The sequence below is a fragment of the Myxococcales bacterium genome, assembly GCA_016712525.1.
GTDB lineage: Bacteria > Myxococcota_A > Polyangia > Polyangiales > Polyangiaceae > JAAFHV01.
The window spans coordinates 1,506,248-1,531,742 of record JADJQX010000008.1; the positions used below are offsets into that span (position 1 = coordinate 1,506,248).

21 protein-coding genes and 1 other RNA gene are annotated in these 25,495 nt (G+C 68.4%); 14 read left to right on the forward strand and 8 right to left on the reverse strand.

The window, feature by feature from the left end:
• Window positions 1-4: 4 nt before the first annotated feature.
• Window positions 5-1,753 (reverse strand): oxaloacetate-decarboxylating malate dehydrogenase, encoded by a 1,749-nt coding sequence (maeA, locus tag IPK71_35940; GenBank protein ID MBK8219149.1) that lies wholly within the window; start codon window positions 1,751-1,753, stop codon window positions 5-7.
• A 47-nt stretch (window positions 1,754-1,800) separates the two neighbouring features.
• An RNA gene (gene ffs / locus IPK71_35945) (signal recognition particle sRNA small type) lies at window positions 1,801-1,886 on the reverse strand.
• 224 nt (window positions 1,887-2,110) lie between these two features.
• Between ffs and IPK71_35950 the strand changes: the two genes are divergently transcribed.
• Window positions 2,111-2,908 (forward strand): CBS domain-containing protein, encoded by a 798-nt coding sequence (locus IPK71_35950; GenBank protein MBK8219150.1) that lies wholly within the window; start codon window positions 2,111-2,113, stop codon window positions 2,906-2,908.
• Between the two features lie 16 nt (window positions 2,909-2,924).
• Here the strand turns inward: IPK71_35950 and IPK71_35955 are convergent, their stop codons facing one another.
• From IPK71_35955 to IPK71_35970, 4 genes are all read right to left on the reverse strand, one after another.
• A complete protein-coding gene (locus tag IPK71_35955; GenBank protein MBK8219151.1) occupies window positions 2,925-3,563 on the reverse strand; it encodes an ATP-binding protein in 639 nt (212 codons plus the stop codon).
• Window positions 3,564-3,568: 5 nt separating this feature from the next.
• Window positions 3,569-4,363 carry an acyltransferase family protein gene (locus tag IPK71_35960; protein ID MBK8219152.1) on the reverse strand — a complete coding sequence of 265 codons (795 nt, stop codon included), beginning with the start codon at window positions 4,361-4,363 and terminating at the stop codon, window positions 3,569-3,571.
• A gap of 140 nt (window positions 4,364-4,503) precedes the next feature.
• On the reverse strand, window positions 4,504-5,682 hold the full coding sequence (locus tag IPK71_35965) for a lipid-transfer protein (GenBank protein MBK8219153.1): 1,179 nt from the start codon (window positions 5,680-5,682) through the stop codon (window positions 4,504-4,506).
• Between the two features lie 35 nt (window positions 5,683-5,717).
• A complete protein-coding gene (locus IPK71_35970; GenBank protein ID MBK8219154.1) occupies window positions 5,718-8,723 on the reverse strand; it encodes an SDR family NAD(P)-dependent oxidoreductase in 3,006 nt (1,001 codons plus the stop codon).
• A 330-nt stretch (window positions 8,724-9,053) separates the two neighbouring features.
• On the opposite strand from IPK71_35970, the gene IPK71_35975 reads away from it, so the two are divergent.
• The 5 genes from IPK71_35975 to IPK71_35995 are packed head-to-tail and all read left to right on the forward strand — an operon-like array spanning window position 9,054 to window position 12,984.
• Window positions 9,054-9,626 (forward strand): OmpA family protein, encoded by a 573-nt coding sequence (locus IPK71_35975; GenBank protein MBK8219155.1) that lies wholly within the window; start codon window positions 9,054-9,056, stop codon window positions 9,624-9,626.
• Window positions 9,627-9,649: 23 nt separating this feature from the next.
• Entirely contained in the window at window positions 9,650-10,384 is a 735-nt protein-coding gene (locus tag IPK71_35980; protein ID MBK8219156.1) for a MotA/TolQ/ExbB proton channel family protein, read from the forward strand.
• 4 nt (window positions 10,385-10,388) lie between these two features.
• The gene (locus IPK71_35985; protein ID MBK8219157.1) at window positions 10,389-10,817 is read left to right on the forward strand and encodes a biopolymer transporter ExbD; all 429 of its coding nucleotides are present in this window, start codon (window positions 10,389-10,391) and stop codon (window positions 10,815-10,817) included.
• Window positions 10,814-11,590 (forward strand): hypothetical protein, encoded by a 777-nt coding sequence (locus IPK71_35990; GenBank protein MBK8219158.1) that lies wholly within the window; start codon window positions 10,814-10,816, stop codon window positions 11,588-11,590. The genes IPK71_35985 and IPK71_35990 overlap by 4 nt, the downstream gene beginning before the upstream one ends.
• The gene (locus IPK71_35995) at window positions 11,587-12,984 is read left to right on the forward strand and encodes a PD40 domain-containing protein (GenBank protein ID MBK8219159.1); all 1,398 of its coding nucleotides are present in this window, start codon (window positions 11,587-11,589) and stop codon (window positions 12,982-12,984) included. Before IPK71_35990 ends, IPK71_35995 begins: the two co-directional genes overlap by 4 nt.
• A 34-nt stretch (window positions 12,985-13,018) precedes the next feature.
• Here IPK71_35995 and IPK71_36000 read toward each other — a convergent pair whose 3' ends face one another.
• Window positions 13,019-13,684 (reverse strand): hemolysin III family protein, encoded by a 666-nt coding sequence (locus IPK71_36000; GenBank protein ID MBK8219160.1) that lies wholly within the window; start codon window positions 13,682-13,684, stop codon window positions 13,019-13,021.
• Between the two features lie 117 nt (window positions 13,685-13,801).
• Here IPK71_36000 and IPK71_36005 point away from each other — a divergent pair, with 117 nt between their 5' ends.
• Window positions 13,802-15,019 carry an ATP-grasp domain-containing protein gene (locus IPK71_36005; protein MBK8219161.1) on the forward strand — a complete coding sequence of 406 codons (1,218 nt, stop codon included), beginning with the start codon at window positions 13,802-13,804 and terminating at the stop codon, window positions 15,017-15,019.
• A gap of 34 nt (window positions 15,020-15,053) precedes the next feature.
• On the opposite strand, the gene IPK71_36010 is transcribed toward IPK71_36005, so the two are convergent.
• On the reverse strand, window positions 15,054-16,523 hold the full coding sequence (locus IPK71_36010; GenBank protein MBK8219162.1) for a glycogen synthase: 1,470 nt from the start codon (window positions 16,521-16,523) through the stop codon (window positions 15,054-15,056).
• A 75-nt stretch (window positions 16,524-16,598) separates the two neighbouring features.
• Between IPK71_36010 and IPK71_36015 the strand changes: the two genes are divergently transcribed.
• The 7 genes from IPK71_36015 to IPK71_36045 all read left to right on the forward strand — a co-directional run bounded on the left by IPK71_36015 (window position 16,599) and on the right by IPK71_36045 (window position 25,380).
• A complete protein-coding gene (locus tag IPK71_36015; GenBank protein ID MBK8219163.1) occupies window positions 16,599-17,822 on the forward strand; it encodes an ATP-grasp domain-containing protein in 1,224 nt (407 codons plus the stop codon).
• A 21-nt stretch (window positions 17,823-17,843) separates the two neighbouring features.
• The gene (locus IPK71_36020; protein MBK8219164.1) at window positions 17,844-18,857 is read left to right on the forward strand and encodes a hypothetical protein; all 1,014 of its coding nucleotides are present in this window, start codon (window positions 17,844-17,846) and stop codon (window positions 18,855-18,857) included.
• A complete protein-coding gene (locus tag IPK71_36025) occupies window positions 18,854-19,993 on the forward strand; it encodes an enterochelin esterase (protein MBK8219165.1) in 1,140 nt (379 codons plus the stop codon). Before IPK71_36020 ends, IPK71_36025 begins: the two co-directional genes overlap by 4 nt.
• A 36-nt stretch (window positions 19,994-20,029) precedes the next feature.
• Entirely contained in the window at window positions 20,030-21,286 is a 1,257-nt protein-coding gene (locus IPK71_36030; protein MBK8219166.1) for a hypothetical protein, read from the forward strand.
• Between the two features lie 193 nt (window positions 21,287-21,479).
• On the forward strand, window positions 21,480-22,217 hold the full coding sequence (locus IPK71_36035) for a hypothetical protein (protein MBK8219167.1): 738 nt from the start codon (window positions 21,480-21,482) through the stop codon (window positions 22,215-22,217).
• On the forward strand, window positions 22,205-24,229 hold the full coding sequence (locus tag IPK71_36040; protein MBK8219168.1) for a CBS domain-containing protein: 2,025 nt from the start codon (window positions 22,205-22,207) through the stop codon (window positions 24,227-24,229). The genes IPK71_36035 and IPK71_36040 overlap by 13 nt, the downstream gene beginning before the upstream one ends.
• Complete coding sequence (locus IPK71_36045) at window positions 24,226-25,380, forward strand: succinylglutamate desuccinylase/aspartoacylase family protein (protein ID MBK8219169.1); 1,155 nt, start codon at window positions 24,226-24,228, stop codon at window positions 25,378-25,380. Before IPK71_36040 ends, IPK71_36045 begins: the two co-directional genes overlap by 4 nt.
• Window positions 25,381-25,495 lie beyond the last annotated feature (115 nt).

Consider the following 25,495-nt stretch of genomic DNA (forward strand, 5'->3'; position numbering starts at 1 on the left):
GACGTCAGGCCGGCCGCAGGGGCACGTACTCGGGGACGTAGGCCGTTTTTCGAGCGAGCTCCTCGAGGGCGCCGACGTCGCTCGGGAGCCCTGCCGCGCCGGCCACACCCGAGGTGATGGCCTCGTGCGCGACACGCGCCGCCACGTAGAGGCTCACGTCGCGGAGCTCGCGCACCGGGGGGAAGATGCGGCCGTCTTTTCCGTGCCGCTCGCGTGTGTAGGCGACGAGCGCGTACGCGGCGGTGAGCACCATGGAGTCCGTGATCTCGCGCGCCGCGACGAGCGTCGCGCCGAGGCCGAGCCCCGGAAAAATGAAGGCGTTGTTGCCTTGGCCCACGGCGCGCACCTCGCCGCTCGGGAGCGTGACCGGGCCGAACGGAGAGCCCGTGGCGACCGTCGCCCGAGGGCCGAGGATGCGGTACACCTCCTCGGGGAGGGCCTCGCAGCTCGCGGTGGGGTTCGACAGCGGGAACACCACGGGCCGATCCGTGTTGGCGCCCACGGCCGCGATGGCGGCCTCGTCGAAGGCGCCGGGTTGGCCCGAGAGGCCGATGAGCACCGTGACCTTCGCGTGCACGATGGTCTCGTGCAAGCTCGGCACGTCCGACGCGCACGGCCACGCCGCGTAGCGCGCCTTCTTCTGCGCGAACGGGCGTTTGTAGTCTTCCAGGGTGGGCGCGCGCTCCTCCGTGAGCAGGCCCTTCGAGTCGAGCACGAGCACACGTTCGTGCGCCGCCTCCCGCGTGAGCCCTTCGCGAACGAGTCCCTCGACGATCGCCCCGGCGACGCCCGCGCCACCGGCCCCCGCGCCGTGCACCACGTACACGTCGTCCACGATCGAGCGCTCGCGGAGCGCGGCCGCCGAGAGCAGGCCCGCGAGCGTGACCGCGCCCGTGCCCTGCACGTCGTCGTTGAAGCTCGGGATGACCTTCCGGTAGCGCGCGAGTACGTCGAACGCGGTGTCCTTCGAGAGGTCCTCCCACTGCACGATCGCGCGCGGGTAGCGCTTCTTCACGGCCGCGACGAACGCGTCGGTCAGGGCGAAGTAGGGCTCCCCGCGCAGGCGAGGCGCGCGGAGGCCGAGGTAGAGCGGATCGTTCCGCAGGGTGTCGCGGTCGGTGCCCACGTCGAGGCTCACCGGGAGCGCGTGGTACGGGGCGAGGCCACCCACGGTGTAGAGCGCGAGCTTCCCGATGCAGATCCCGATGCCGCCATACCCCTGATCGCCGATGCCGAGGATGGCGGACGAGTCGGTCGCGACGATCATGCGGACGTCGGTGAGCGGGTGGTGCTCGAGCACGACGTCGGCCCGACCGATGTTGACCGGCGAGAACGTGACCCCGCGCGGCGTGCGAAAAATGCGTGAAAACGCGCGGATCGCCTCGCCCACGGTGGGCGTGTACACGATGGGCATCACCTCCTCGGTGTGCCTCGCGAGGAAGGCGTAGAAGAGCGTCTCGTTGCGATCTTGGAGGGCGCGGAGGAACTGGTACCGGCGGAGCGCGACCGCCTCCTTGGAGCCCTCGCTCCCGAGCTCCGTGTAACTTGCAAGTGTCCGCGCGAGCTGCTCCTCGAGGGTGCTCACGTGCGGGGCGAAGTACCCGTCGACGAAGAGCGCCTCACGCTCGGCCTGCGAGAAGGCGGTGCCCTTGTTGAGCGTCGGATCGCGGAGCACGTCGGGTCCTGTGACCTTCACGAGGATCTCGCGGCCGCTCGGGGTATCGACGACGTCGAACGTGCGGGAGGTGGCCATGCGCCCGGACCCTACCAGGCCCGCCGCGCTCCACGCGACGAACAAAAGGGAAAGGCCCCACCACACTCCTCCGCGCTACCGTTGCTCCCTTTCGGACCTGGCGGGTTCACGTTTCGAAGTCGGCAGGGCCGTATCGAGAATCTGTCTCGTACCAGAGCGATCTCGTCGCGTCGAGCAGAAAAGCGCGGCGTGCAGTCCCCGCGGGGGCGCGCAAAGGCTGCACCGGCACGCAAGCGTCGGCTCGCGTCGCACCTCGACGTCCCCGAAAATCCCGAGCAAAACCGGACGCCGAGACCCGCCGCGCGCTCGTCGCGCATGGTCCCGAAATTGCTCGGTTCCGCAGCGGAGGGAGCGCCCATGACACGAGATCGCCGCGAGCTCGAAGGAGAGCTCCCGCACGCGCCGAGACACACCCCGCCGAACCGCACCAAGGTGTCGGCCATGGCGGGCCCGCCCGGTGCGCCACAGACCATCCGCAACCCGGTCCGAACGAAGGTCACCCTCGACGGCGACGGTGAGCCCGAGCGCGAGGTCTCTGTATTCTGCAAAATTCGCGGGCAGTCGCTCCCGCTCGACGCTTGCAAAGGGTGCGCGCGGCTCGTCGCCATGCCGGAGAGCACGGCCGGCCACGCCGACGTGACGTGCCAAGCGTCGTCGATCACCACGGCCAAGGCGGCCGATTTCGCCGAGAAAGCAGCGCGGATTTCGCTCTCCGAGCTCGGGCGGAGGCGGTTCGCCTGTGTCAAGCGCACGACGCCGTTCACCACCCTCGAGACGCTGCTCCTCGACGACGAGCTCGCGGCCCTCCCCGTCGTCGACGACGACGAACGCCCGATCGGGATCGTGACCCGCGAGGATCTGCTCCGCCGCGAGCGCGACGGCGCCGACGAGGTGACCTCGACCGAGCTGCCTCACGCGACCCACGTCGACCTGCACCCCGACGCCACCGCCGGCGAGGTCATGACGCCTCACGTGCACGTGCTCCCAGAGGACGCCCCCATCTCGTTCGCGCTCGCGCTGCTCGCGATGGAAAACACGGACGCCGTGCCCATCGTCGGCGATCGCGGCCACGTGACGGGCCTCTTCACGTCGCGCGACGCCGTGCGGTGGGTCGCCCAAGAGCTCGGCTACGTCGTCCACGAGCCCGGAGGCTGACCGGTCCGCTCGAGCGCTACTCGCCCGGGGCGAGGGCGATGTGGGCGCGGCAGTCGTCGGGGAGCTCGTCGCGCAGGATCGAGAGCACCCGGGCGACCTTGTCGAAGAAGAGCTCGTAGCTCTCGACGAACACGCGGTTCGGGTGTCCGTTCCACGCGGCCTCGATGCGCGCGTCGATCGCGTGAGCCTCGGCGGCCGTCTCCACACGAAGTGGGTTTTTGTGGTCGTACCCGCGGCCGTCGGGCGGCGGTCGCAAATGGACGACCCGCGCGTATTTGGCAATCTCGGCCTCGTGGGTCGTCCCGCGCTCGCGCAGGTACTCTTCGGCGGGGCCAGGATAATAGGCAATGCCGTCGAGCGTGCCGCGGTCGCACAAGACCACACGGGCCGTCGAGGCGGGGTCTTCGAGCTCGAGCCGCTCGAGCTCACGCTGGACCGAGAAGATGGCGCGCTGGGCCGACATTCGCCCGATGTCCGAAGGGCGCCGCGGGAAGCCGCCGCCGAAGACGATGCTCGCGGCCTCGGGCAAGACCACGACGTGCTCGCAGAAGTGCCGACGAACGACCTCGAGCACGGCAGTCTTTCCAGCGCCGGGCCCCCCCGTGAGCACGACGAGAGGAGGAGCGGAGCGCGCCGAAACACGAGGAGAGGACATCGTGCCTACATACGCGGTATCGGGCGTTTTCCCAAGTCGATCCCTTGGCGGCGGCAGAGCTCGGCGTCGATGAGCTCGGAGAGCGCGCCCTCCACCTCGCGCCGAAGGCTTCGGAGCGCCGCGCGATCGCTCGCGGCTCCGGGCACATACCGGGGCAAGACCGGCTCTCCGAGCACGAAGCGCCACGGGACGATGCGCGGAATGGGCAGGACGCGAGCCGGTACGGGCAGCGGGATCCCGGTGCCACGGAGCCACCTCTCGCCGCGCGCGGTCGCGTTGCCGACGAAATCGAACCACTCGTCGGCCCCGACCGACGCGAGCGGGACCACGGGCGCCTCGTTGCGGATGGCCGCCTCCACGAAGCCATACCGCTCGCCCCACAAGAGCCGATAGCGAAGCTCGCGCGGCTTCACCGCCTCGCGCAGGCCTCCCGGCATCACGAGGACGAGCTCGTCCCGCGAGAGGAGCGCATCGACGTTCTCGGGAGTCCCGTCGACGGTGCCGAGCTCGGCGACGAGCTTGCGAACGTACGGGACTCGCCACCAGAGGTGCTCCCCGAGGGCCCACACGCGCCTCCCGGTCTTCGCCCAGATCGTGGCCATAGGTACGACCACGTCCCACCCGAAGGCGTGATTGCCCACGATGAGACCACGACCCTTCGGCAGGTGCGAAAGCCCGAGGACGGGCACCTCGAGCCGCTCGGCCATGCGCGAGACGAACCCGTACACGGCCTCGGCGGTCTTCTCGGAGAACGAGACGAACGGGGCGCTTCCGTCGGGGGGAAAACCGTCGATCGACACCCGATCATCCTACGCCCAGCCCTCCGATTTCGCCCGCACGAAGCGAGGAATCGAGTAGCGAACGCGACGAGCACGAACGACGAGCGGGCCACCCCGTCGCACGAGGAGGCCCGCTCTCGCCCCGGGGGGACGGCGCGATTTCAGCCGTTCCGGTACATGGTCACGACGCAAGCGCCGCCGAGGCCGAGGTTGTGCTGGAGCGCGACCTTCGCGTTCGGCACTTGGCGTTTGTCGGCCTGGCCCCGGAGCTGCCACACGAGCTCCGTGCACTGGGCGAGGCCCGTCGCCCCGAGCGGGTGCCCCTTCGAGAGCAGGCCGCCCGACGGGTTCGTGACGAACTTGCCGCCGTAGGTGTTCTGCCCCTCTTCGATGAACTTCTCGGCCTCGCCCTCGCCGCAGAGGCCGAGCCCCTCGTACGTGAGGATCTCGTTCGCGGTGAAGCAGTCGTGGAGCTCGACGACGTCAACGTCCTTCGGGCCGAGGCCGGCCTCTTCGTAGACCTTCTGAGCGGCGCCCTTGGTCATGTCGTAGCCGACCATCTTGATCATGCTGTCCTCGTCGAACGAGCTCTTGCGGTCGGTCACCATGGCCTGACCTGCGATCCACACCGGCTTCGAGATGCCGAGCTTCTTCGCGAACTCGTCCGTGCAGAGGATCGCCGCCGCGGCGCCGCACGTGGGGGGGCAGCACTGGTAGCGCGTGAGCGGATCGAACACCTCCTCGGAGGCCAAGATCTCCTCGACGGAGAGCACCTGGTTGAAGAGCGCGAAGGGGTTCTGCGAGGCGTGTTTGCGCGCCTTCTCGCTCACCTTGGCGAACGTCTCGCGCTTCGTGCCGTACTTCCAGCGGTACTCGCGGCCTGCGCCGCCGAACATCTGCGCGGCCGGCGGGGCCTGGTTGAAGCCCTGCACCTTGTTCATGAGGTTCGCTTGCCACTCGAGCGGGTTCGCACGATCGGTGAACTTCGAGCCGAGCGCGCCCTTCTCCATCTTCTCGAAGCCCACGGCGAGCACGCACTCGGCGCCCGCCATGATGGCCTGGCGCGCGAGCATGAGCGCCGAGGAGCCCGTCGAGCAGTTGTTGTTCACGTTGAACACGGGGATGCCCGTGAGGCCCACGTCGTACACGGCGCGTTGGCCGCACGTGCTGTCGCCGTAGACGTAGCCGGCGAAGGCCTGCTCCACGTCCTCGAATTTGACCTTGGCGTCCTCGATGGCGGCCGTGATCGCCTTGGCGGCCATCACGTTGTAGTCGTCGCTCGCGCCGGGCTTCTGGAACTTCGTCATGCCCACGCCGATGACGTTCACTCGTCTGCTCATGGTGATTCTTCCTTTCTTCGCGTCCGAGGTCGCCGTCAGGCGAGCTGCTTCAAGAAGCCAATTTTCTTTGCAAGTTGCACGTTTCCGTCCACGCGGATCTTGCCGTGTTGGTAGAGGCCCTTCGGGTCCTCTCCGCGGGCGATCGCCTCGAGGTCCTCGTCGGTCAGGGTGAGCGTCGCGTCGGCTTGGGCCTCGCCCGAGGTGACACCTCCCGCGCCGTTCTTGAGGTCCACCGTCCACACGGCGTCGGGCTGGGTCACCTTGAACTTGAGCACCGCCGCGACCTCGGCCACGAGGCCCGGGGTCTTCGCGATGCGATCGCCGAGCGCCGCGAAGATGGCCTGCGCCTTGGCCTCGCGCCCCTTGGGCCCGCTCGAGGTCGCGGCCTTCGCCGTGCCCGCCGCGCGCGCCTTCTTCACGGCCTCTTCGGCGGCCTTCGGGTCGATCTTCTTCAAGAACTCGAGCTTCTGCGAGGCCATCACGTTGCCCGTGATCTTGAGCTTACCGCCGAAATAGAGCTTCTGCGGGTCGGCCTTGCCCGACGTCATGTCCATGAAGTCGGCGTCCGTGAGGGTGAGCGTGCAGTCGGGTTTGTCGATGGCGCCGGCCGTCACGCTGCCCTTGCCGTTCTTGAGGTCGAGCGTCCACGCGCTGTCGGGCCCGGTGAGAGCGAACACGTACACGTGACCTACCTTGGCGACGAGATCGGGGTTCTTCTCGATGTAGTCGCCGATGACCGCGAACGCGTCGGCGCTCGTGGGCCCGGAGCTCGCCGAGGCCTCGGCCGCCGGAGCCGCGGGAGCTCCCCCCGCGCCACGAAGCTTCGCGATGACGTCCTTCGCGATGTTCTGGTCGATCTTCTTCAGGAACGTGAGCTTCTGCGAGGCCATCACGTTGCCTGAAATCTTCAACTTGCCGCCGAAGTAGAGCTTCTGCGGGTCGGCCTTGCCCGACGTCATGTCGAGGAAGTCCTTGTCGGTGAGCTCGAGGGTGCAGTCGGGTTTGTCCATCGCGCCGACGGACACCGCGCCTTTGCCCTGCCGAAGGTCGATCGAGAAGGCCGAGCTCGGCTCGGTGAGCTGGAAGACGTAGCTCGCGTTCACGTTCGACGTGAGCTCACCGACGTTCCGCGCCACGTGGTCCTTGATGACCTCGACGATCTCGGCGCTCGTGGGCTCTCCCTGCGCCGGGGCCGGGGCCGCGCCCTTCGCCGCCGCGGCGGGCTTCGCCTTGGGCTTCGGGATCTCCTTGTAGAGCTCGATCGCGGCGTTCGAGATGCACACCTTGCCACGCTCCTTCACCTTGCAGCGGAACACGATGCGCCCATCGTCTTCTTTCCACATTTCGGTGACGAGCGTCTCGCCGGGGAACACGCTCTCCGAGAAGCGCACCTTGATGCTCTTGAAGAAGCGAGGATCGTTGTTCGCGAACTGCTTGATGACGTGCCGCCCCGCGAAGCCGAACGTGCAGAGGCCGTGCAAGATGGGCTTCGGGAAGCCGAAGGCCTTCGCGAACTCCGGGTCGACGTGGAGCGGGTTCGTGTCGCCGGAGAGGCGGTAGAGCAGCGTCTGGTTCTCGCCGATCTTCTCTTCGACGACCGCGTCGGGCTCGCGCGTCGGCGCCACGTTCACGTCGGCCGACGGGCCACGATCGCCGCCCCACCCGCCCGCGCCGCGGACGAAGGTCGTGAGCTCGTTGTGGATGAGCTCCTCGCCGGCCTCGTCGTAGCTCTTGATCTCCATGACGACGAGGGCGTTCTTGCCCTTGTCGAAGATGTCTTTCACGCGGGCCTTGTGGGAGAGCTTCGCGTTGGGCGGGAGCGGGCGCTTCACCTCGGTGTACTGCTCGCCGTGCAGCACGCGGTCGAATCCGTAGTTGAGGCCGGGTGCGTTCACACCCTTTTTGGCATTCTCGAACACGAGGCGAATGGCCGGAATGACGGCGAACGTCGGGTCGGCCACGAAGCCTTTGCCGTAGTTCTCGTAGACGTACTGGAGCTCGGTCTCGTCGTTCGGGTCCTTGGCGTGGCCGACGCCGAGGGCGTAGAGGGCGAGATCGCGTTCGTCGTACGACGAGGCCTGCGTCTCGAACGTGTAGCCGAGCGCCGTGTCGACATCGATGAATTCGTTGCCGCCGAGGCTCTTCGACCCGAGGTTCCCGAGGATGGGCTGCATCGACGAGGTGACGTCGGCCGGGTGCGTCGACTTCTCGAAGCTCGTGATCTCGGAGAAGGCCTTCTGCACCTGATCGGGCGTGATGTCGCGCCCGAGCTTGAACACCTTGCCGGCCGCGCGCTCCCAACGGAGCTTGCCCATGAAGCCACCACCGACCTCGAAAAGACCGCCCGTCTCCTCGTTCGATTCGTGGCAGAGATAGGCCACGAGCGGCGTCACGTACTCGGGCTTGAGCGCGTCGATGAGGTCCTTCGGGAGGACGGTCTCGGTCATGCGCGACCCGGCGATCGGCGCGATCGTGTTGACGAGGACGTTCTTCTTCTTTCCCTCGAGCGCGAGCGTCTGGGCGAGGCCGTGGACGCCGAGCTTGGCCATGCTGTAGTTGGCCTGCCCGAAGTTGCCGTAGATGCCCGCCGCGCTCGCGGTGAAGATGATTCGGCCGTAGCCCTGCTCGCGCATCACGTCCCACGCGGCCTTGGTGACGCGGTAGGCGCCGAGCACGTGGACACGGTAGATGAGGTCCCAGTCTTCCTGGCTCATCTTCTGGAACGAGACGTCGCGCAGGATGCCCGCGTTGTTGATGACGATGTCGACTTTGCCGAACGTATCGAGCGCGGTCTTGACGATCTTGTCCCCGTCCTCGACCGAGTCGTAGTTGGCGACGGCCTCGCCCCCGGCGGCCTTGATCTCTTCGACGACCTTGTCGGCCGCGGCGCTCGATTTTCCGCCGCCCGTGTGCGAGCCACCGAGGTCGTTCACGACGACCTTCGCGCCACGCGACGCGAGCAAGAGCGCATGGGAGCGACCGAGACCGTTACCGGCGCCGGTCACGATGGCGACACGGCCGTCAAACCTGAGATCGGACATGGGGAGCACCTCTACCTTCGAGTTCGTACGAGCCCCGGGCCTTACGGACCGAAACCTTTAGCGTGCGAAGTATCTGGTCCGATCCGGCCTTCGTCAAGGCATGGCCTTACCATTTGGTAGGACGACGATGACGCGGCGCGCCGGCCCTGCGCCCGGCGATTCGTGGCCTCCCCCGGCCGAACGGCGACGTGGCACCGACCTGGGCGGCCGCGGGAATGCGCAGCGGGGTGTGGACGTCTTCCCCACGAGGAACTACATGGGGCTCTCCCCAGGGCAGAAACCGTCGCGTCGGCCCCGGCCGTCGCGCCTTCACCGAAAACGAGGCCAACCGTGACGTTCGCGCCCCGCCGTGCATCGGCAAAGACCTTCGCTCCCTTCGTCGTCTTGCTCGGGTTCACGTCGGCTCAGGTCGGCTGTGGCGACAAGCCGCCGCCCCCGAAGGCTCCGACCCAGACCACCACCGAGGCCCCGGCGACCGCCGCGCCGAAGCGTGAGCTGCCCCCCGAGGTGCCCACCGCCGAAGGCCCGAGCTCGGTGCGCATCTCGGACGAGATCGTGCGCCTCTGCGGGATCAAGGCCAACGACGCCTACTTCGCGTTCGACTCGGCCGCCCTCCGCAAAGACGACATCCACGTGCTCGATCAGGTCGCCACGTGTTTCGCCACGGGCCCGCTCAAGGGCCGCACGCTCCGCGTCGTCGGCCACACGGACCCGCGCGGGCCCGCCGAGTACAACATCACGCTCGGGCAGTCGCGCGCCGACGCGGTCGCCGGCTACGTCTCGGGCAAGGGACTCGACAAGGCCAAGGTCCAGTCTTCGAGCCGCGGCGCCATGGACGCGGAAGGCACGAACGAAGCCGGCTGGGCCAAAGACCGCCGCGTAGACCTCATGCTCGCGCCCTGAGCCCCATGCGACTGGCAAGCCTCATGGGGGTGTCGCTCGGCCTCGAGCCCACCCCCGGCGACACGAAAATTTCCCTCGATTTGGTGACGTTGCTCGGTCACGCGTCGTGGCCCGTGCGCGTCACCGTGGGCATCTTGGTGCTCTCGTCGCTGCTCGTGTGGGTCATCGCCGTGGCCAAGCTCCTCCAGCTCGGTCGACTCCGCGCGGCCGAGCGCGCGTTCGAGCACTCGGCCCGGCGGAGCGTGTCGGCGATCGCGCTCTTCTCGCTCGTTCAGAGCCCCGTCGATGCCCCGGGCGCGCGCGTGGTGCACGAGCTCCGCGCGAGACGCACGCAGAACCTCGAGCGGCTCCGCGCGGCCGCCGATCGCGCCATCGTCGACGAGAAGGTGCGCGCGCGGTCGCTCTTGTCGGCGCTCGGCTCGATCGCATCGGCCTCGCCGTTCATCGGCCTCTTCGGCACGGTGTACGGCATCATGGACGCCTTCGTGCGCATCGGCGAGGCCAAGAGCGCGGCGCTCCCCGTGGTGGCCCCCGCGATCGGCGAGGCGCTCGTGTCGACGGCGATCGGCCTCGGCGCCGCCATCCCCGCGGTCATCTTCTACAACGCGCTCGACAAACGCGCGGCGGAGCTGCTCGCCGAGCTCGAGGCCTCGGCCGCCGAGTGGGTCGCGCTCGTGGCCGAGGGAGGGACGAAGGAGCCCGAGTCGGTCGTCCCGCTCGTCTCGCGGTCGCAGTTCCCGCCCGCGCGAGGGGGTTAGGGCCGTGGCGCTCTCACGTGGCGGCTCGAAAGAGGGCGAGGGCGGCGGCTTCCGCGACATCAACGTGACGCCGCTCGTCGACGTCATGCTCGTGCTCCTGATCGTGTTCATGGTGACTGCGCCGCTGCTCACGACGGGGCTTCACGTCGACCTCCCCGAGGTGAACGCCGCGAACACGCCGGTGAAGGACGCGAAGCTCCTCGTCACGGTCACGAAAGACGAGAAAATCCTGTTCGGTGAGCGCGACGTGACCGCCACCCTCGAAGACGAGCTCAAGACCAACAAGCGCATCCAGGCCGAGCACGAGGTCTACATCCTCGCCGACAAAGAGGCCCGGTACGGCGTGGTCGCGCGCACCGTCGCGGCTGCCCGCGCCGCAGGCGTCACGTCTCTCAACCTGCTCGTCGAGCCCGAGGAGGGCAAGCCGAAGTGAGCGCGGTGGCCACGTTCCGGCCCTACGAGCTCGCGATGGCCTTCGCCGCGGCCACCTTCGCGCAGGCGCTCTTCGCGGGGCTCTTCCTCCTGCCGACGCCCGAGCACCGCGAGGCCGCGATCTCGGACGAGAACGCGAAGCCCATCGCGATCGCGGTGACCCCGGTGCCGCTCTTGAAGAAGGGCAGCCTCACCCCGGGGAAGCTGCCGACCGCGTGGGAGCGGCAGGCCCCCGCCGCACAAAAGACCGACGTGGCGCAGCCCTCGGCCCAAGCCGACAAGGACTCGCCCTCGAAGGCCAAGCTCGACGCGGGCGTGGCCGCGCACGACGCCCAAGCAGGCCCGCAAGCGCTCGCTGCGTCGGGCGACGGAGGCCCGGGTGAGCCCGGAGGCAGCACGCCGGGCGTACCGAACGGCTCCCCCAACGGCACCGAGACCGATCCGTTGAAGGGCCGCGCGGCGGACGCCTACCGCGGTCAGCTCGCGTCGTGGTTTCTCGCGCACTTCATGATCAAGGGCAAGGTGCCGTTCGACGAGCTCCAGAAGCTCCGCGGCGAGGTCATCGTCTCCATCGGAGAGGACCGCCACGTCGGGGGGCACTCGGTCACGCGCCTCTCGGGCAACGCGGTCTTCGACGCCGAGGTCGAGGCCACGCTCGCGCGCATCCGAGCGAGCGGCGCCGAGGTCCCCTCACCTCCACCCAACTACCCGGATCTCTTGGGAAGAACCGTCACGGTCGGTTTTCGTTGCACCACCCGGAGCCAGTGCGAATGACGCCCCTTCACTCGGACGATCGTGCCCTCGACCTCACGCACCCGCCCGCCACGCGAGCCGCCCTGCGGCCACGTGCGAGGCGCACCCTCGGGCTCACCCTCTCCGTGATCGCGTGTCTCGGCGTCGTGCCGTCCGTGTCCTCGGCTCAGGGCGCGGGCGCGCCTCCCGACGACGCGCTCCTCGGCACCGTCGAGGTCGACGGCTCGGGAGACGGAATCACCCCGCTTCCGAAGCTCGGGTACGTGCCCGTGGAGCCCGCCTCGGCGACCGAGCGCGTCGCCCAGTCGGTGGTGCGGCGCGACCTCGAGCTCTCCGGCCAATACGACGTGCTCCCGCTCGAGAAGCTCCCCGAGACGACGGCCACGCGCGACGCGGCGATCGATCTCGCGGCCTACCGCACGAAGGGCGCCGAGGTGGTCGTGCGCGTCCGGTACGAGGTGCGCCCCGACGGGAGCGAGGTCATGGGTGAGCTCTTCGACACACGAGGCGCGAGCGCGGCGGCACCTCCGAAGCCGCTCTTCACGACCGGAGTGAAGGCGAAGTCCGAAGCCGACGTACGCTCCGCGGCCCACCGCGTGACCGACGCGTTGCTCGGCGCGGGCACGGGTCGGCCCGGCCCGTTCGAGAGCCGCCTCGTCTACACGAAGCGCGAAGGCAAGTGGACGAGCGTGCACACGATCGACGCCGACGGCGAGAACGACGCACGTGTCTCGCCGCTCGAGGGCACCGTCCTGTCTCCCGCGTTCGGGCCGAGCGGCGTGCTCTACTACGTGATGAGCAAGGACTTTGCGCCGTTTCGCGTCGCCGCGGGCCCGAGCGCGACGCTCCTGCCCATCGACGTGCCCGGCTCGGTCATGGGCGTCGCGATCTCACCCGACAAGACCCGCGCGGCGCTCACCGTCATGCGCGACGGCAAGAGCTCGGTGCTGCTCGGCGAAGGCGGAAAGCTGACGACGCTCGACGCGGCGCCGTTCGCGCACCACCCCACGTTCGGCCCCCTCGGCAAGGTCTCGTACGTGGGCGGCGCGCCCGTACAGCGCGTGCACGTCGACGGCAAGGCGGTGTCGCCGGCGGGGTTCATGGCGAGCTCCCCCACCTTCTGCGACACCACCCACGGACTGTGGATCGTGTTCACCGTCGAGGTGCAGGGCGGCGCCGAGCTCGTCGCGACCGACTCGAGCGGCGGCAACATGCGACGACTCACGCAACGCCAGGGAGAGAACCGCTACCCCGCGTGCAGCCCGGACGGGCGGCTCGTGGCCTTCTTTTCGACCACCAAGACGGGCCAAGGCCCCGGCCTCTACCTCATGCCCGTGGGGCGCCCGTGGCTCGCGAAGAAGGTCTCGTCCGACGTGGGGCAAGGCCTCCAGTGGGAGCGCGTGGGCCGGCCCTGAGCGCCCCGAATCACATGCATTCTACATAGGAGCCTCAGCCCCCGACGGCGCGGAGCACGAGGTCGGCGTGCACGTAGAGGCAGAGCGTGGCCACGATCACGAGCGCGTGGAACACCTCGTGGTAGCCGAACACCGCGGGCCACGGATCGGGCTTCTTTTTGGCGTAGACGAGCGCGCCCACGCTGTAGAGCACCCCGGCGCCGATGATGCACAGCGCGGAGGCCCCTCCGGTCACGGGGACGCGCGTGTACACGGCGAAGGCGCCCGTCCACCCGAGCACCACGCACACGACGGCGGTGACCCACTTCGGCGCGTGGGCCCACAGGAGCGACTTCACGACGCCGAGCAGCGCGCCGGCCCACATGGCCACGAGCGCCACGCGGCTCCCGTCGGCCGCGGGCACGATCGCGAGCAGCGGCGTGTACCCGCCCGCGATGAGCACGAAGATCGCCGAGTGATCGAGCTTTCGCATGCGCGCCCGCGCCTCGGCCGTCCAGTCGATGCGGTGGTAGAGGGCGCTCGTGCCGAAGAGGAGCGCGACCGCGAAACCGAAGGCCCCACAACCGAGCTTACCCGTCGTCGTGTGCGCCCTCGACACGAGCCACGCGGTGAGCGCAAACGACAGGACGAACGCCACGGCGTGCGACGCGCCGCGAAGCTTTGGTTTTTCGACCACGACGGGCCCCGCCATTGCCATCATGTGGGAGGGTGTACTCCACTCTCCGCCCGCCGAAAAGTCGCGTCGTCACGAAGAAGGCACACGGGAGCGAGCGCCTTCCGATTGACTCGGCCATGGCGCCCGGGGCACGGTCCGAAGATGCCTCGGAACGTGGTCTTCGTCGCTCCCTTCCCCGCCGAAACGACGATGCGCTTCGTGCGCGCCGTGCGAAAGCTCGAGGGCGTGCGCCTCTTGGGGGTCGTCCACACGCCACCCTCCGGCGAGGACGCAGGCATCTACGACGACGTGGTGCGCGTGACCGATCCGCTCGCGACGGCCGACATCGTCGAGGGCACCCAGGTGCTCGCTTCGCGCCACGGCGCGCCCGACCGCATCGTCGGCATCCTCGAGTCGCTCATGGTGCAGCTCGCCGAGGCCCGCGTGCACTTCAAGGTGCCCGGCGCGCGCCCGAAGACGGCCGAGCTCTTCCGCGACAAGTCCCGCATGAAGGACGCCCTCCGCGCGGCGGGTCTGCCCGTGGCGAAACACGCGCTCCTCACGAACGAAGCCGAGGGCCTCGCGTTCGCCCAAAGGGCCGGGTTTCCCCTGGTGCTGAAGCCCCCGGCAGGCATGGGCGCCAAGGCCACCTTCCGCGTCACCTCGGCCGACGAGCTCCGCGCGGCCCTCTCGGGGATGCGCGTGTCGAAGGAGTCGCCCGTGCTCGCCGAGGAGTTCCTTCGCGGCCGCGAGTTCTCGTTCGAGACCGTGACGATCGCGGGAAAGCCGCGCGTGTGGTCGGTGTCGCACTACCTCCCGAGCTGCCTCGAGGTGCTCGAGAACCCGTGGATCCAGTGGACGTGCCTCTTGCCCCGCGACGTGTCGGGCCCCGAGTACGAGCCGGCACGAAAGATGGGCTTCGCGGCGATCGAGGCCCTCGGGCTCGAGAGCGGCATGACCCACATGGAGTGGTTCCAAAGGCCCGACGGCTCGCTCGCGATCGGCGAGATCGCGCAGCGTCCACCGGGGGCGAACATCTCGCTCATGACGGGCCTCGCGCACGGCATCGACCCGTACCGCGCCTGGGCCCGCGCCGTCGTCGACGACGAGCTCGACGCCCCGTGGGACCGAAAGTTCGCCGTGGGGTGCGCGTTCCTCCGCGGCATGGGGCGCGGGCGCGTCGTGGGAGTGACCGGCGTCGCCAAGGCGAACGAGCTCGTCGGCAAGATCGTCGTCGAGTCGAAGCTCCCGAGCATGGGCGCACCCAAGAGCGACGGCTACGAGGGCGACGGGTACATCGTCGTCCGCGACCCGAGCACCGACGTCGTCAAACGCGCGCTCAAGATCCTCGTCGAGACCGTGCGCGTGCACTACGCCTGAGCACTACGCCAAAATACCGAACGAAGTCGGAACCTTACAGCGCGCCGTGTGGCGCCACTTTGCGGTACACGGCCTCGTAGCCGCCGACGCGCTCGTCCCACCCGAAGCGGAGCGCCATGCCCCGGCGGCGGAGCGTCTGCATCGCCACACGATCCGCGCCGTGCCCGGAGCCCCACGCGGCGAGGGCACGCCCCAACGCGAACGCGAGGCCCGCGTCGTCGAAGTGATCGAACACGAACCCGGTGCCGCGGTGGCTGCCCGGCTCGTGGTGCGAGACGGTGTCGGCGAGGCCGCCGGTCTTGTGCACGATCGGCGGCGTGCCGTAGCGGAGCGAGTACATCTGGTTCAGGCCACACGGCTCGTAGCGCGAGGGCATCAAGAAGAAGTCGGAGCCGGCCTCGACGAGGTGCGCGAGGGGCTCGCTGAAGCCCGCGCGGTGCACGACCTGCTTCGGGTACTTTCGCCCGAGCTCCGAGAAGAACGACTCGTACTTGGGCTCGCCCGTGCCGAGCACGAGGAGCTGCGCGCGGCCGCGATCGAGCAGACGAGGCAGCACGCCGAAGCACAAATCGAAGCCTTTTTGCCACACGAGGCGCGACACGATGCCGAAGACGGGCACGTGCTCGGCGTAGGGCAGCCGGGCCGACCGCAAGAGCTCGCGCTTGCACGCCTCTTTGCCTTCGAGCGCGTCGGCCGAGTAGCGCACGGGCAGGTGCGGGTCGGTCTCGGGGCTCCACTCGCCCTCGTCGATGCCGTTCAGGATGCCGAAGAGCACGTCTTTGCGGTCGCGCAGGAACGGATCGAGCCCGACGCCGTGCTCGGGCGTCTGGATCTCGCGCGCGTAGCTCGGGCTCACCGTGGTGATCGCGTTCGCGTACTGGATGCCCGTGAGCAAGAAGTTCACGTGGCCGTCGCGGAGCCTGTCTTGGTGCAGGTGGTGCGTCACCGCGCCGAGCCCGAGCTCGCCCACCGTTCCCGCGCCGAACGTGCCCTGGTGGCCGATGTTGTGAATGGTGAGGACGCTCTTCGAGGCCGAAAAGAGCCTGTCCCAGGCGTACGACGTCTTCGTGAGGAGAGGAAGGAGCGCGGTCTGCCAGTCGTTCGCGTGCACCACGTCCGGCGAGAACCCGAGGCGCTGCGCGATCACGAGGGCCGCGTGCGACAAGAGGCCGAAGCGGAGGTGCTCGTCGGCGTCCTGCGTGTAGATCGACGCGCGGCCGAAGAACCTCGGGCACCGCACGAAATACACCGGAACGTCCGTTCCGGGGAGTGCACAGGTGAGCACCGAGAAGGGGACCTCGGCACCGGCGAGCCGCACCTTGGCCTCGCGGACGACGAGCTCGAGCTCCTTCGCCTTCTCGAGCACGCGCGGGTAGAGCGGCATCACCACGCGGACGTCGTGGCCACGGCCGCGGAGCGCGCGGGGGAGAGCGGCAGAGACGTCGCCCAAGCCGCCCGACTTGGCGAACGGCGCGACCTCGGAGGCGACGAAGAGGACCTTCACGGCGCCCCCTATACACACTCTTCGGGAAGAACGGCACCACCACCGTTCCAATAGAATGCTGTAAGGTGGGATCGAGTGGACATCGTCTTCCTGGAGCCCTGCTTCCCCCTGAACCAACGAGAGTTCGTCCGCGCCCTCCACGCGGTCGGAGCTCGTGTCATCGGCATCGGCGAGCGCCCGAAGTCTTCGCTCGACGGCGAGCTACGGCACTGGCTCTCGCACTACGAGCAGGTCGGCAACATCACCTCCGAGGCCGAGGTCGAGCGCGCCGTCCGCTTCGTGCAGTCGAAGGTGAAGGTCGCGAGGCTCGAGGCCGTCGTCGAAGCGCACGTGATGACCGCGGCGAAGGTCCGCGAGAAGTGCGGCATCCCCGGCACGAGCGCCCGCACCACGTTCCTCTGCCGCGACAAGCCCTCCATGAAGGAGGTGCTCACGCGCGCGGGCGTCCCTTGTGCGCAATCCCTCGGGTCGGGTGACCCGGCCGAAATTCGCGATTTCGTTCGTAAAATCGGCACCCCGGTCGTCTTGAAACCGCGCGACGGCGCGGGCGCGTCGGGCACGGTCAAGGTCGAGCGCCTCGAGGACCTCGACGCGGCGATGGCTCAGGTGGGCGTGGGCGCCGGCGCCAACGTGGCGGTCGAGGAGTTCATCGAGGGCCACGAGGCCTTCTACGACACGCTCACGATCGACGGGCGCGTCGTGCACGACTTCGCCTGCCACTACTACCCGAACGTGCTGCACGCGATGCGCACGCGGTGGATCTCGCCGCAGTTCGTCGCCACGAACCGCCTCGACTCGGCCGCCTCGTACGCCGAGGTGAAGGCCATGGGCCAGAAGGTCATCACCGCGCTCGGCATCGAGACGTCGGCCACCCACATGGAGTGGTTCTTCGGCCCGAAGGGGCTGAAATTCAGCGAGATCGGCTGCCGACCTCCGGGCGTGCGCGCGTGGGATCTCTACGCCGCCAGCAACGACATCGACATCTACCGCGAGTGGGCCATGTGCATCGTGCACGGAAAACCCTCGCAGCGCCTCTCGCGTCGCCGCGCGGCCGGCATCATCGCGCTCCGCCCCGATCGTGACGGCGTCATCCGCGGCTACGAGGGCCTCGACGAGGTCAAGCGCGCGCTCGCGGGCCACTTCCTCGACATGCACCTGCCGCCCGAGGGCACGCCCACCCAGCCCGTCGAGGCGGGTTACATGGCCAACGCGTGGGTGCGTCTCGTGGCCGAAGACTACGACGAGCTCCGGGGGATGCTCGACTACGTGGGCAGGACGCTGAAGGTTCGCGGAGGTTGACGTTTGCGTAGAAGCACACGGATGAAGGTCGCGCCGGAGGTCCCCGCCCGGCGCGAGACCGACCCGAAGCCCGAGAAGAGCCGCGCAGCCCCGAAAGCCATCGTGCTGCTCGGCGCCCAACGCTTCGACCCGACGCTCGGCGAGGCCATGGAAGCCCATGGAATCAAAGGCAAAATCGCCACGATCACCGCGGGCTGGCAAGAGCGCGAGGACGACGACGAGGACCTCCGCGAGCACTGCCAGGGCCGCGCGACGAACCTGAAGCTCCACGCCCGCGCCGAGGCCATCTTCACCGGGGACCCGGTCTTCAACGACGGTCACCGCGAGCGGCAGTCGCGCCTCCGCCACCGCCAAGATTTCTACCGTATCCGCCTCGAGCACGCCCTCGAGGCCGAGCGCGTCGTCAAGAGCCGGAAGGCGCCGCCGCACATCCTCGACGACGAGACCACCGCGTCGATCCTCGACATTCGCGACCTCGACGCCATGCACCTCGAGCGCTGCGTGCGCGATCACAAGGCGTGGGAGGATCGCTGGCAGCCGCGCGAGAGGCCGGCCGTCGCGCGGCAACGCGCCGAGATCGCGTCCATCCTCGACGACTGCGAGGCGGTCTGCATCGCGGGCGGGCACGTGGCCTCGCTCTTGAACCGCCTCACGCTCTTCGGCATCGCCGATCTGCTCGCCGGCAAGGTGGTGCTCGCGTGGTGCGCGGGCGCGATGGCCCTCGCCGAGCGTGTGGTCATCTTTCACGACTCGCCGCCCCAAGGGCCCGGCGCGGCCGAAGTGCTCGACGTGGGCCTCGGCGTGGCCAAGGGCGTCGTGGTGCTGCCTCAGCCCGAGATGCGCCTCCGGCTCGACGACACGCGGAGGGTCGAGCTCATGGCCCGAAGGTTCGCGCCGGCCACGTCGGTCGCACTCCCGGCGCGCTCGTGGGTCACCTGGGATCGAGGTTTCGCGAGCTGCGTGCACGGCGCCATCGAGCTCCGCGTCGACGGCACGTACGGCCCTCTCCCCGAGAAGACGGAGGCCGCGTCGTGAGCCACTCTGCGATCCGAACCCTCCTCGAGGGCCACGTCGACGGCAAGAAGGTCGACGAGTTCCTCGCGAAGCACACGTTCCCGCTCGTCGAGGGCCGGAGCGCCACCGTCGTGTGGCGCGGCGAGGCCGAGGGCGTGAGCCTCCGGCACTGGATCTTCGGCCTCGAGTCGTCGAACGCGCTCGCCCGGGTGCCGAACACCGACCTCTGGCACCTCACCTTGGAGCTGCCGCCCCGGTCGCGTGTAGAATACAAGCTCGAGATCCACCACCGCGGCGGAAGCCAGTGGATCGAGGATCCGCGCAACCCGAACCGCGCCAAAGACCCGTTCGGCGCGAACTCGGTGATGCAGGGCGAGGGCTACGAGACCCCGGCGTTCATCACCCCCGACCCCGACGCGCGCCCCGGCCACCTCGAGCCCTTCAAGTTCAAGAGCCGCGCCCTCGGCGGCTTCCGTTCCGGGCACATTTACCTGCCGGCGCGCTTCCGCAAGTCGCGGAGGTACCCGCTCCTCGTGGTGCACGACGGCAGCGACTACCTGAACTACACGGGGATGAAGGCCATCCTCGACAACCTCATCCACAACCTCGAGATCCCCGACGTCATCGTCGCCTTCACGGACTCGCCCGATCGCCTGCGCGAGTACGCGAACGACGAGACCCACGCGAAGTTCGTGACCGAGGAGCTCCTGACCGACCTCACCCGCAGGCTCCCTCTGCTCGACAAACCCCAGGCGCGCTGCCTCATGGGCGCGAGCTTCGGCGCGGTGGCGGCCTTCTCGACGGCGTACCGCTACCCCGACGTGTGGGGGCGCCTGCTCCTCCAGTCGGGTTCGTTCGCGTTCACCGACATCGGCAAACAGAACCGGCGAGGTCCCCTCTTCGACAAGGTCGTCGAGTTCATGAACACCTACCGCGAGACGCCGACCGCAGTGTCGGAGCGGGTGTTCGTGAGCTGCGGCGTGTACGAGTCGCTCATCTACGAGAACCGCTCGCTCGTCCCCATGCTCGACGCGACGGGGATGCAGGTGAAGTTCGTCGAGTCGAGGGACGGCCACAACTGGGAAAATTGGCGTGATCGCCTGCGCGAGGGCCTGAGCTGGCTCTTCCCCGGGCCGCTCATGTTCATCTACGAATAAGGCACGAAGGGCACGGAGAGGGCAAAAGGCACCATCATGGCGGAGATCACGAGGAACATCGGCCTATCGCTCGGCGCGGACATCTGTTGGCCGCTCTGCTTCGAGGCCATCATGAAAGACCTCGACCTCAAGGTGCCCACGGCCGACGGCGACACGCTGCGCTTCGCCGTGGAGCGCGTGACGATCGAGCCCTTCGATCTGCGCCAGTCGTGCAAATACGACCTCGTCGTCGACCGGCTCACGCACTGGTACCACACGAGCCGAGAGTGGATAAAAAAGTCCATTCTCATGAACGATCTCTACGTGTTCAACAACCCGTGGAGCGTCCAAGCCAACGAGAAGCACACCTCGTACTGCGCCATGATGCGCCTCGGGATGCCCATCCCCGAGACGTGGATGCTGCCGCCGAAGAGCTACGAGCCGGGTAACCCCGACCTCCGCCCCACCCTCACCAAGTACGCGAAGCTCTTCGATCTTCGGAAGCTCGGCACGAAGCTCGAGTATCCCCTCTTCATGAAGCCGTACGACGGCGGCGGCTGGCGCGCGGTCACCAAGGTCGACGACGAGAAGGCCCTGCTCGCGGCCTACGAAGAGAGCGGCAAGTCCGTCATGCACCTCCAGGCCGGCGTCAACGGCTTCGACCGCTTCGTCCGGTGCATCGGCTTCGGCCCGCAGACCCACTGCGTGCTCTACGATCCGGCGGCGCCCCTCCACGACCGCTACACCATGGCGAAGGACTTCATGTCCCAGGCCGAGGACGATCACCTCCGCAAGATCACGCTCACCATCAACGCGTTCTTCGGATGGGAGTTCAACTCGTGCGAGTCTCTCCGGAAGAACGGAGTTTGGCACCCGATCGATTTTGCCAATCCCTGCCCCGACTCGCAGGTCACCTCGCTGCACTACCACTTCCCGTGGCTCGTGAAGGCATACGTGCGCTGGAGCGTGTATTGCGCGGCCACGAAGCGGAAGATGCGCATGAACCCCGACTGGGCCTCGTTCTACGCCATCGCCGATCGTGACCTCCCCTTCGAGGAGAAGCTCGACCTCTACGAGAAGCTCGCGCTCGCGCAGATGGAGGGCGACCGCTTCGAGGAGTTCTGCGCGAAGCACCTCTCGCACCTCGACGAGGTGGCGTGGGAGTTCTTCGGGACGCCGGCCGCCAAGGACGCCGTGCGCCAAAAGGTGACGGCGCTCTTCCCGGTCCACGAGATCGAGCGTTTCACCGAGCTCTTCTTCGGGCGCATCCAGGCGTGGCGCAACGACCAGCGCCCGGCCTTGCTCGCACGCTAGAAGAAGAGTCTGGGCCCGAAACGGCCGCGGTCCTCGTTCGAGGGTCGTGGCCGTCGACGCGATCGGCGCCGCGCGCGAAACGAGCCCGAAACGCGCGCGCACGGTGACCTACCTTCTCCTACGTGAGGAGAACGTCGCCGTGCGTTGAATGCACCTTGGCAAGCGCGCATGCCGCCCGGTAAAATAAGGTACTTTGACGACGTACGAAACGTCCCGCTGGCACTCTGCAAGGCTCGGCTGCGAAGCCACACTCTCACGCTGGGGTCACTCGGGGCAGCCCGTGCTGGTGTTCCCCACCGCCGGCGGCGACGCCGAGGAGATCGAGCGCTTCTTGATGATCAAGGCGCTCGCCCCGCTGCTCGACGCCGGGCGCATCAAGATCTACTCGTGCGACAGCGTCGGCGGTAAGGCCTGGTTCGACAAGGACAAGAGCCCCGAGCACCGCATGTGGATGCAGCACCAGTACCACCAGTACGTGCGGCACGAGGTCGTCCCCGCCATCCGGAAAGACTGCAAATCGCCCGACATCGGCGTGTGGTCGGCCGGCTCTTCCATCGGCGCTTTCCACGCCGCGGCCATGGTGTGCCGCTTCCCCGACGTGTTCGAGAAGGCGCTCGCGATGAGCGGCACGTACGGGATCATGAAGTGGATGGAGCGCGACCACCCGACCGACTACTTCTTCGTCTCGTCGCCCCTCCACTTCGTGCCCACGCTCGCCGGGCGCCACCTCGACGTGCTCCGTACGCGCTACGTGCACATCGCCACCGGCGAAGGCAAATGGGAGGACATCGGCGAGAGCTTCTGGCTCGCCAAGGTGCTCGGTGAAAAGGGCATTCCGAATTACGTGGAGTCGTGGGGCCCGGACTGGCACCACGACTGGGTGACGTGGCGCGCCATGATGCCGAAGATCCTCGGCAAGTGGACCGAATGAGGGGAGCTCCGATGGAGAACGAGGCGCGCAAAGAAGACACCCGCGAGCACAAGTCGATCTCCGGAGATCTCTCGGGCGACCAGCGGCGCAGGTACATGCGTCAGGTGCTCCGCGACCTCCGGGGGCTCGAGCGGATGCTGTCGGGCGGTATGTTCGAGCGCGGCGTGTCACGCATCGGCGCCGAGCAGGAGATGTTCCTCGTCGACGCGACCTTCGGGTGTGCCCCCATGGCCCTCGAGACGCTCGTGCGGCTCGCCGATCCCGCGCACTACACGACCGAGCTCGGGCGCTTCAACCTCGAGCTGAACGCCGACCCTCAGCCCCTCGCGGGCAAGGGGCTCGCGCAGCTCGAGCGGCAGCTCGGCGACCTCTACGGCAACATCCAGAAGCGCTGCGCCGAGATCGGCATTCAGCCGGTCATGGTGGGCATTTTGCCCACGATCGAGCAGAGCGACCTCGGGCTCGACAACATCGTCCCGAACCCGCGCTATCTCACGATCAACCGCGTCATGAACGCGGCCCGAGGCGAGGCCTACGATCTCAGCATCAAGGGCATCGACGAGCTCATGCTCAAACACGACTCGATCATGTTCGAGGCGTGCAACGCGAGCTTCCAGGTGCACCTCCAGGTGGCCGAGCCCGAGCGCTTCGCCCACTTCTACGACATCGCGCAGCTCCTCTTGGCGCCCACGCTCGCCGTCGCCACGAACTCACCCACGCTCTTCGGCAAGCGGCTCTGGGCCGAGACGCGCATCGCGCTCTTCGAGCAGTCGTGCGACATCCGCGCGCCGAGCCACCACCTCCGCGAGCGCACCGCGCGCGTGAACTTCGGCAAGGGCTGGGTGCGGAACAGCGTGCTCGACATTTTCAAAGAGAACGTCATGCGGTTCCGGCCCCTCGTCGGCACCGAAGAAGAAGAGGACGCGCTCGCCACGCTCGACGCCGGGAAAATCCCCGAGCTCCGCGCCCTCCGGCTCCACAACGGCACGATCTACCGGTGGAACCGCGCGTGTTATGGCATCTCCGAGAACGGCAAGCCGCACCTCCGCATCGAGCTCCGCTGCCTCCCCGCAGGGCCGACGATCGTCGACGAGGTCGCGAACGCTGCCTTCTGGCTCGGCCTCATGACCGAGCTCGGCGCCACGATCGAGGATCTCCCCTCACGGCTCGAGTTCGACCTCGCCCAGGCGAACTTCTACGCCGCTGCCCGCGACGGGCTCACGGCTCGCTTCACGTGGCTCGACGGCGAAGAGGTGGTGGCGCAGCCCTTCGTGGCCGATCGACTCTTGCCCCTCGCCGAGGCCGGGCTCGCCCGCGCCGGGGTCGACGACGCCGACGCGAAGAAGTACCTCGGCATCGTCGATCGCCGCGTGCGCTCCTTGCGCACGGGCTCTCGCTGGATGCTCCAGTCGCTCGCGGGCATGCAGTCGAAGGGGTCTCACGGAGAGCGCCTCGCCGCGCTCGTGTCGGCCACGATCGACCGCCAAAAGAGCGGAAAACCCGTGTCGGAGTGGGAGCGCGCCCGCCTCGACGAGGTGCTCCCGAAGCGCACCGGGTACAACAAGGTCTCGCACTACATGCAGACCGACGTGCTCACCGTCCAACCGGACGACTCGGTCGAGATGGTCTCCGACCTCATGAGCTGGGAGCGCATCCGGTACCTCCCCGTCGAGGACGCGCAGGGCAAGCTCGTGGGGCTCGTGTCGCTGCGCGCCGTGCTGCGGCACATGGCCGAACAAGCCAAGCTGCCCACGCGCGGAGAGGACACGGCCGCGGTCGCCGACATCATGCGCAACGATCTCGTCACGGTGTCCCCCGACTCGCAGACCCTCGAGGCCATCTCGCTCATGCGGCGCCACCGCATCGGGTGCTTGCCGGTCGTGCAGAACGGGAGCCTCGTCGGCGTCATCACCGAAGAAGACTTCATGGAGATCGCGGCCGACCTGCTCGAAGGTCAGGTCGGGCCCGTCGAGCCTCCATCCACGCACCCGCGCAGGAGGACCCGGACGTGAGCCACGAAGACGCCCCCAAGCCGTTCGAAATATCCCGCAAAATCGGGCACTTGCACGGCAAACGCCCCGGGCCCACCGTCATCGCGATCGGCGGGATCCACGGCAACGAGACGGCCGGGATCGTCGCGGGGCGGCGCGTGCTCGAGCGGCTCGCCCACGAAGAGCTTCGGGGTGACCTCGTGCTCTTCGGCGGCAACCTCGCGGCGATGCGAAAGAACGTCCGCTACGTCGCGAAGGACATGAACCGTGTCTGGGTCGACGCCCACATCCACGACCTCGAGGCACGCGGGCACGACGAGCCCTCACTCGACTCCGAGGACCGCGAGCAGCTCGAGCTCCTGTCGGCCATCCGCGGGGCGATCGACGAAGCACGCGGCCCCGTCTTCTTGATCGATCTCCACACGACGAGCGCCCACGGCGTGCCCTTCGTCATCTTCGGAGACACGCTCCCGCAGCGGCACTTCGTGTCGGAGCTGCCCGTGCCGATCATCTTCGGCCTCGAGGAGCAGGTCGACGGCGTGCTCTCCGAGTACTGGACGCGGCACGGCTGCGTCACGTTCACGATCGAGGGTGGCCAGCACGACGATCCCGGCTCGATCGACAACCTCGAGGCCGTGTTGCTCTTGGCCGCGCAGGCGGCGGGCATCTTCCGCGCGGGCCAAATCCCCGAGACTCGCACGGCCTTCGCGCTGCTCGAGAGCCGGCGTGGGAACCTCCCTCGTGTGATGGAGGTCGTTCGGCGCCACGCGATCGCCGAGAGCGACGCGTTCGTCATGGAGCCCGGCTTCCGCAACCTCGATCACGCCAAGGAGGGCCAGCTCCTCGCCCGCGACAAACGCGGCGAGATCCGCGCGCCGGCGAACGGGCTCGTGCTCTTGCCGCTCTACCAGGGCCTCGGGTCCGACGGCTTCTTCTGGGGGCGCGCCGTGAGCACGGCGAGGCTCGTCGCTTCGGAGGCGTTGCGGAGCCTCGATCTCGACAGGTTCATCGACTGGCTCCCCGGCGTCGCGCGAGACCGCGAGCGCCCCACGCGCCTCGTGATCGACACGAAGATCGCCCGCTTCTATCCGCTCGACGTGTTCCACACCCTCGGCTACCGGCGCGTGCGCGAGCGCGACGGCGAGCTCACCGTGGAGCGCCAGCCCGGTTGACGCGACGCGATGCCGTGGCCGCGAGGCGACGGCGCCGAGAAAGCTCGAACACGAAGGGGCGATGTGGCACCCTACGAGGTGGCGGACAGATCGTCCTGCCTTTGCTTCAGGGGTC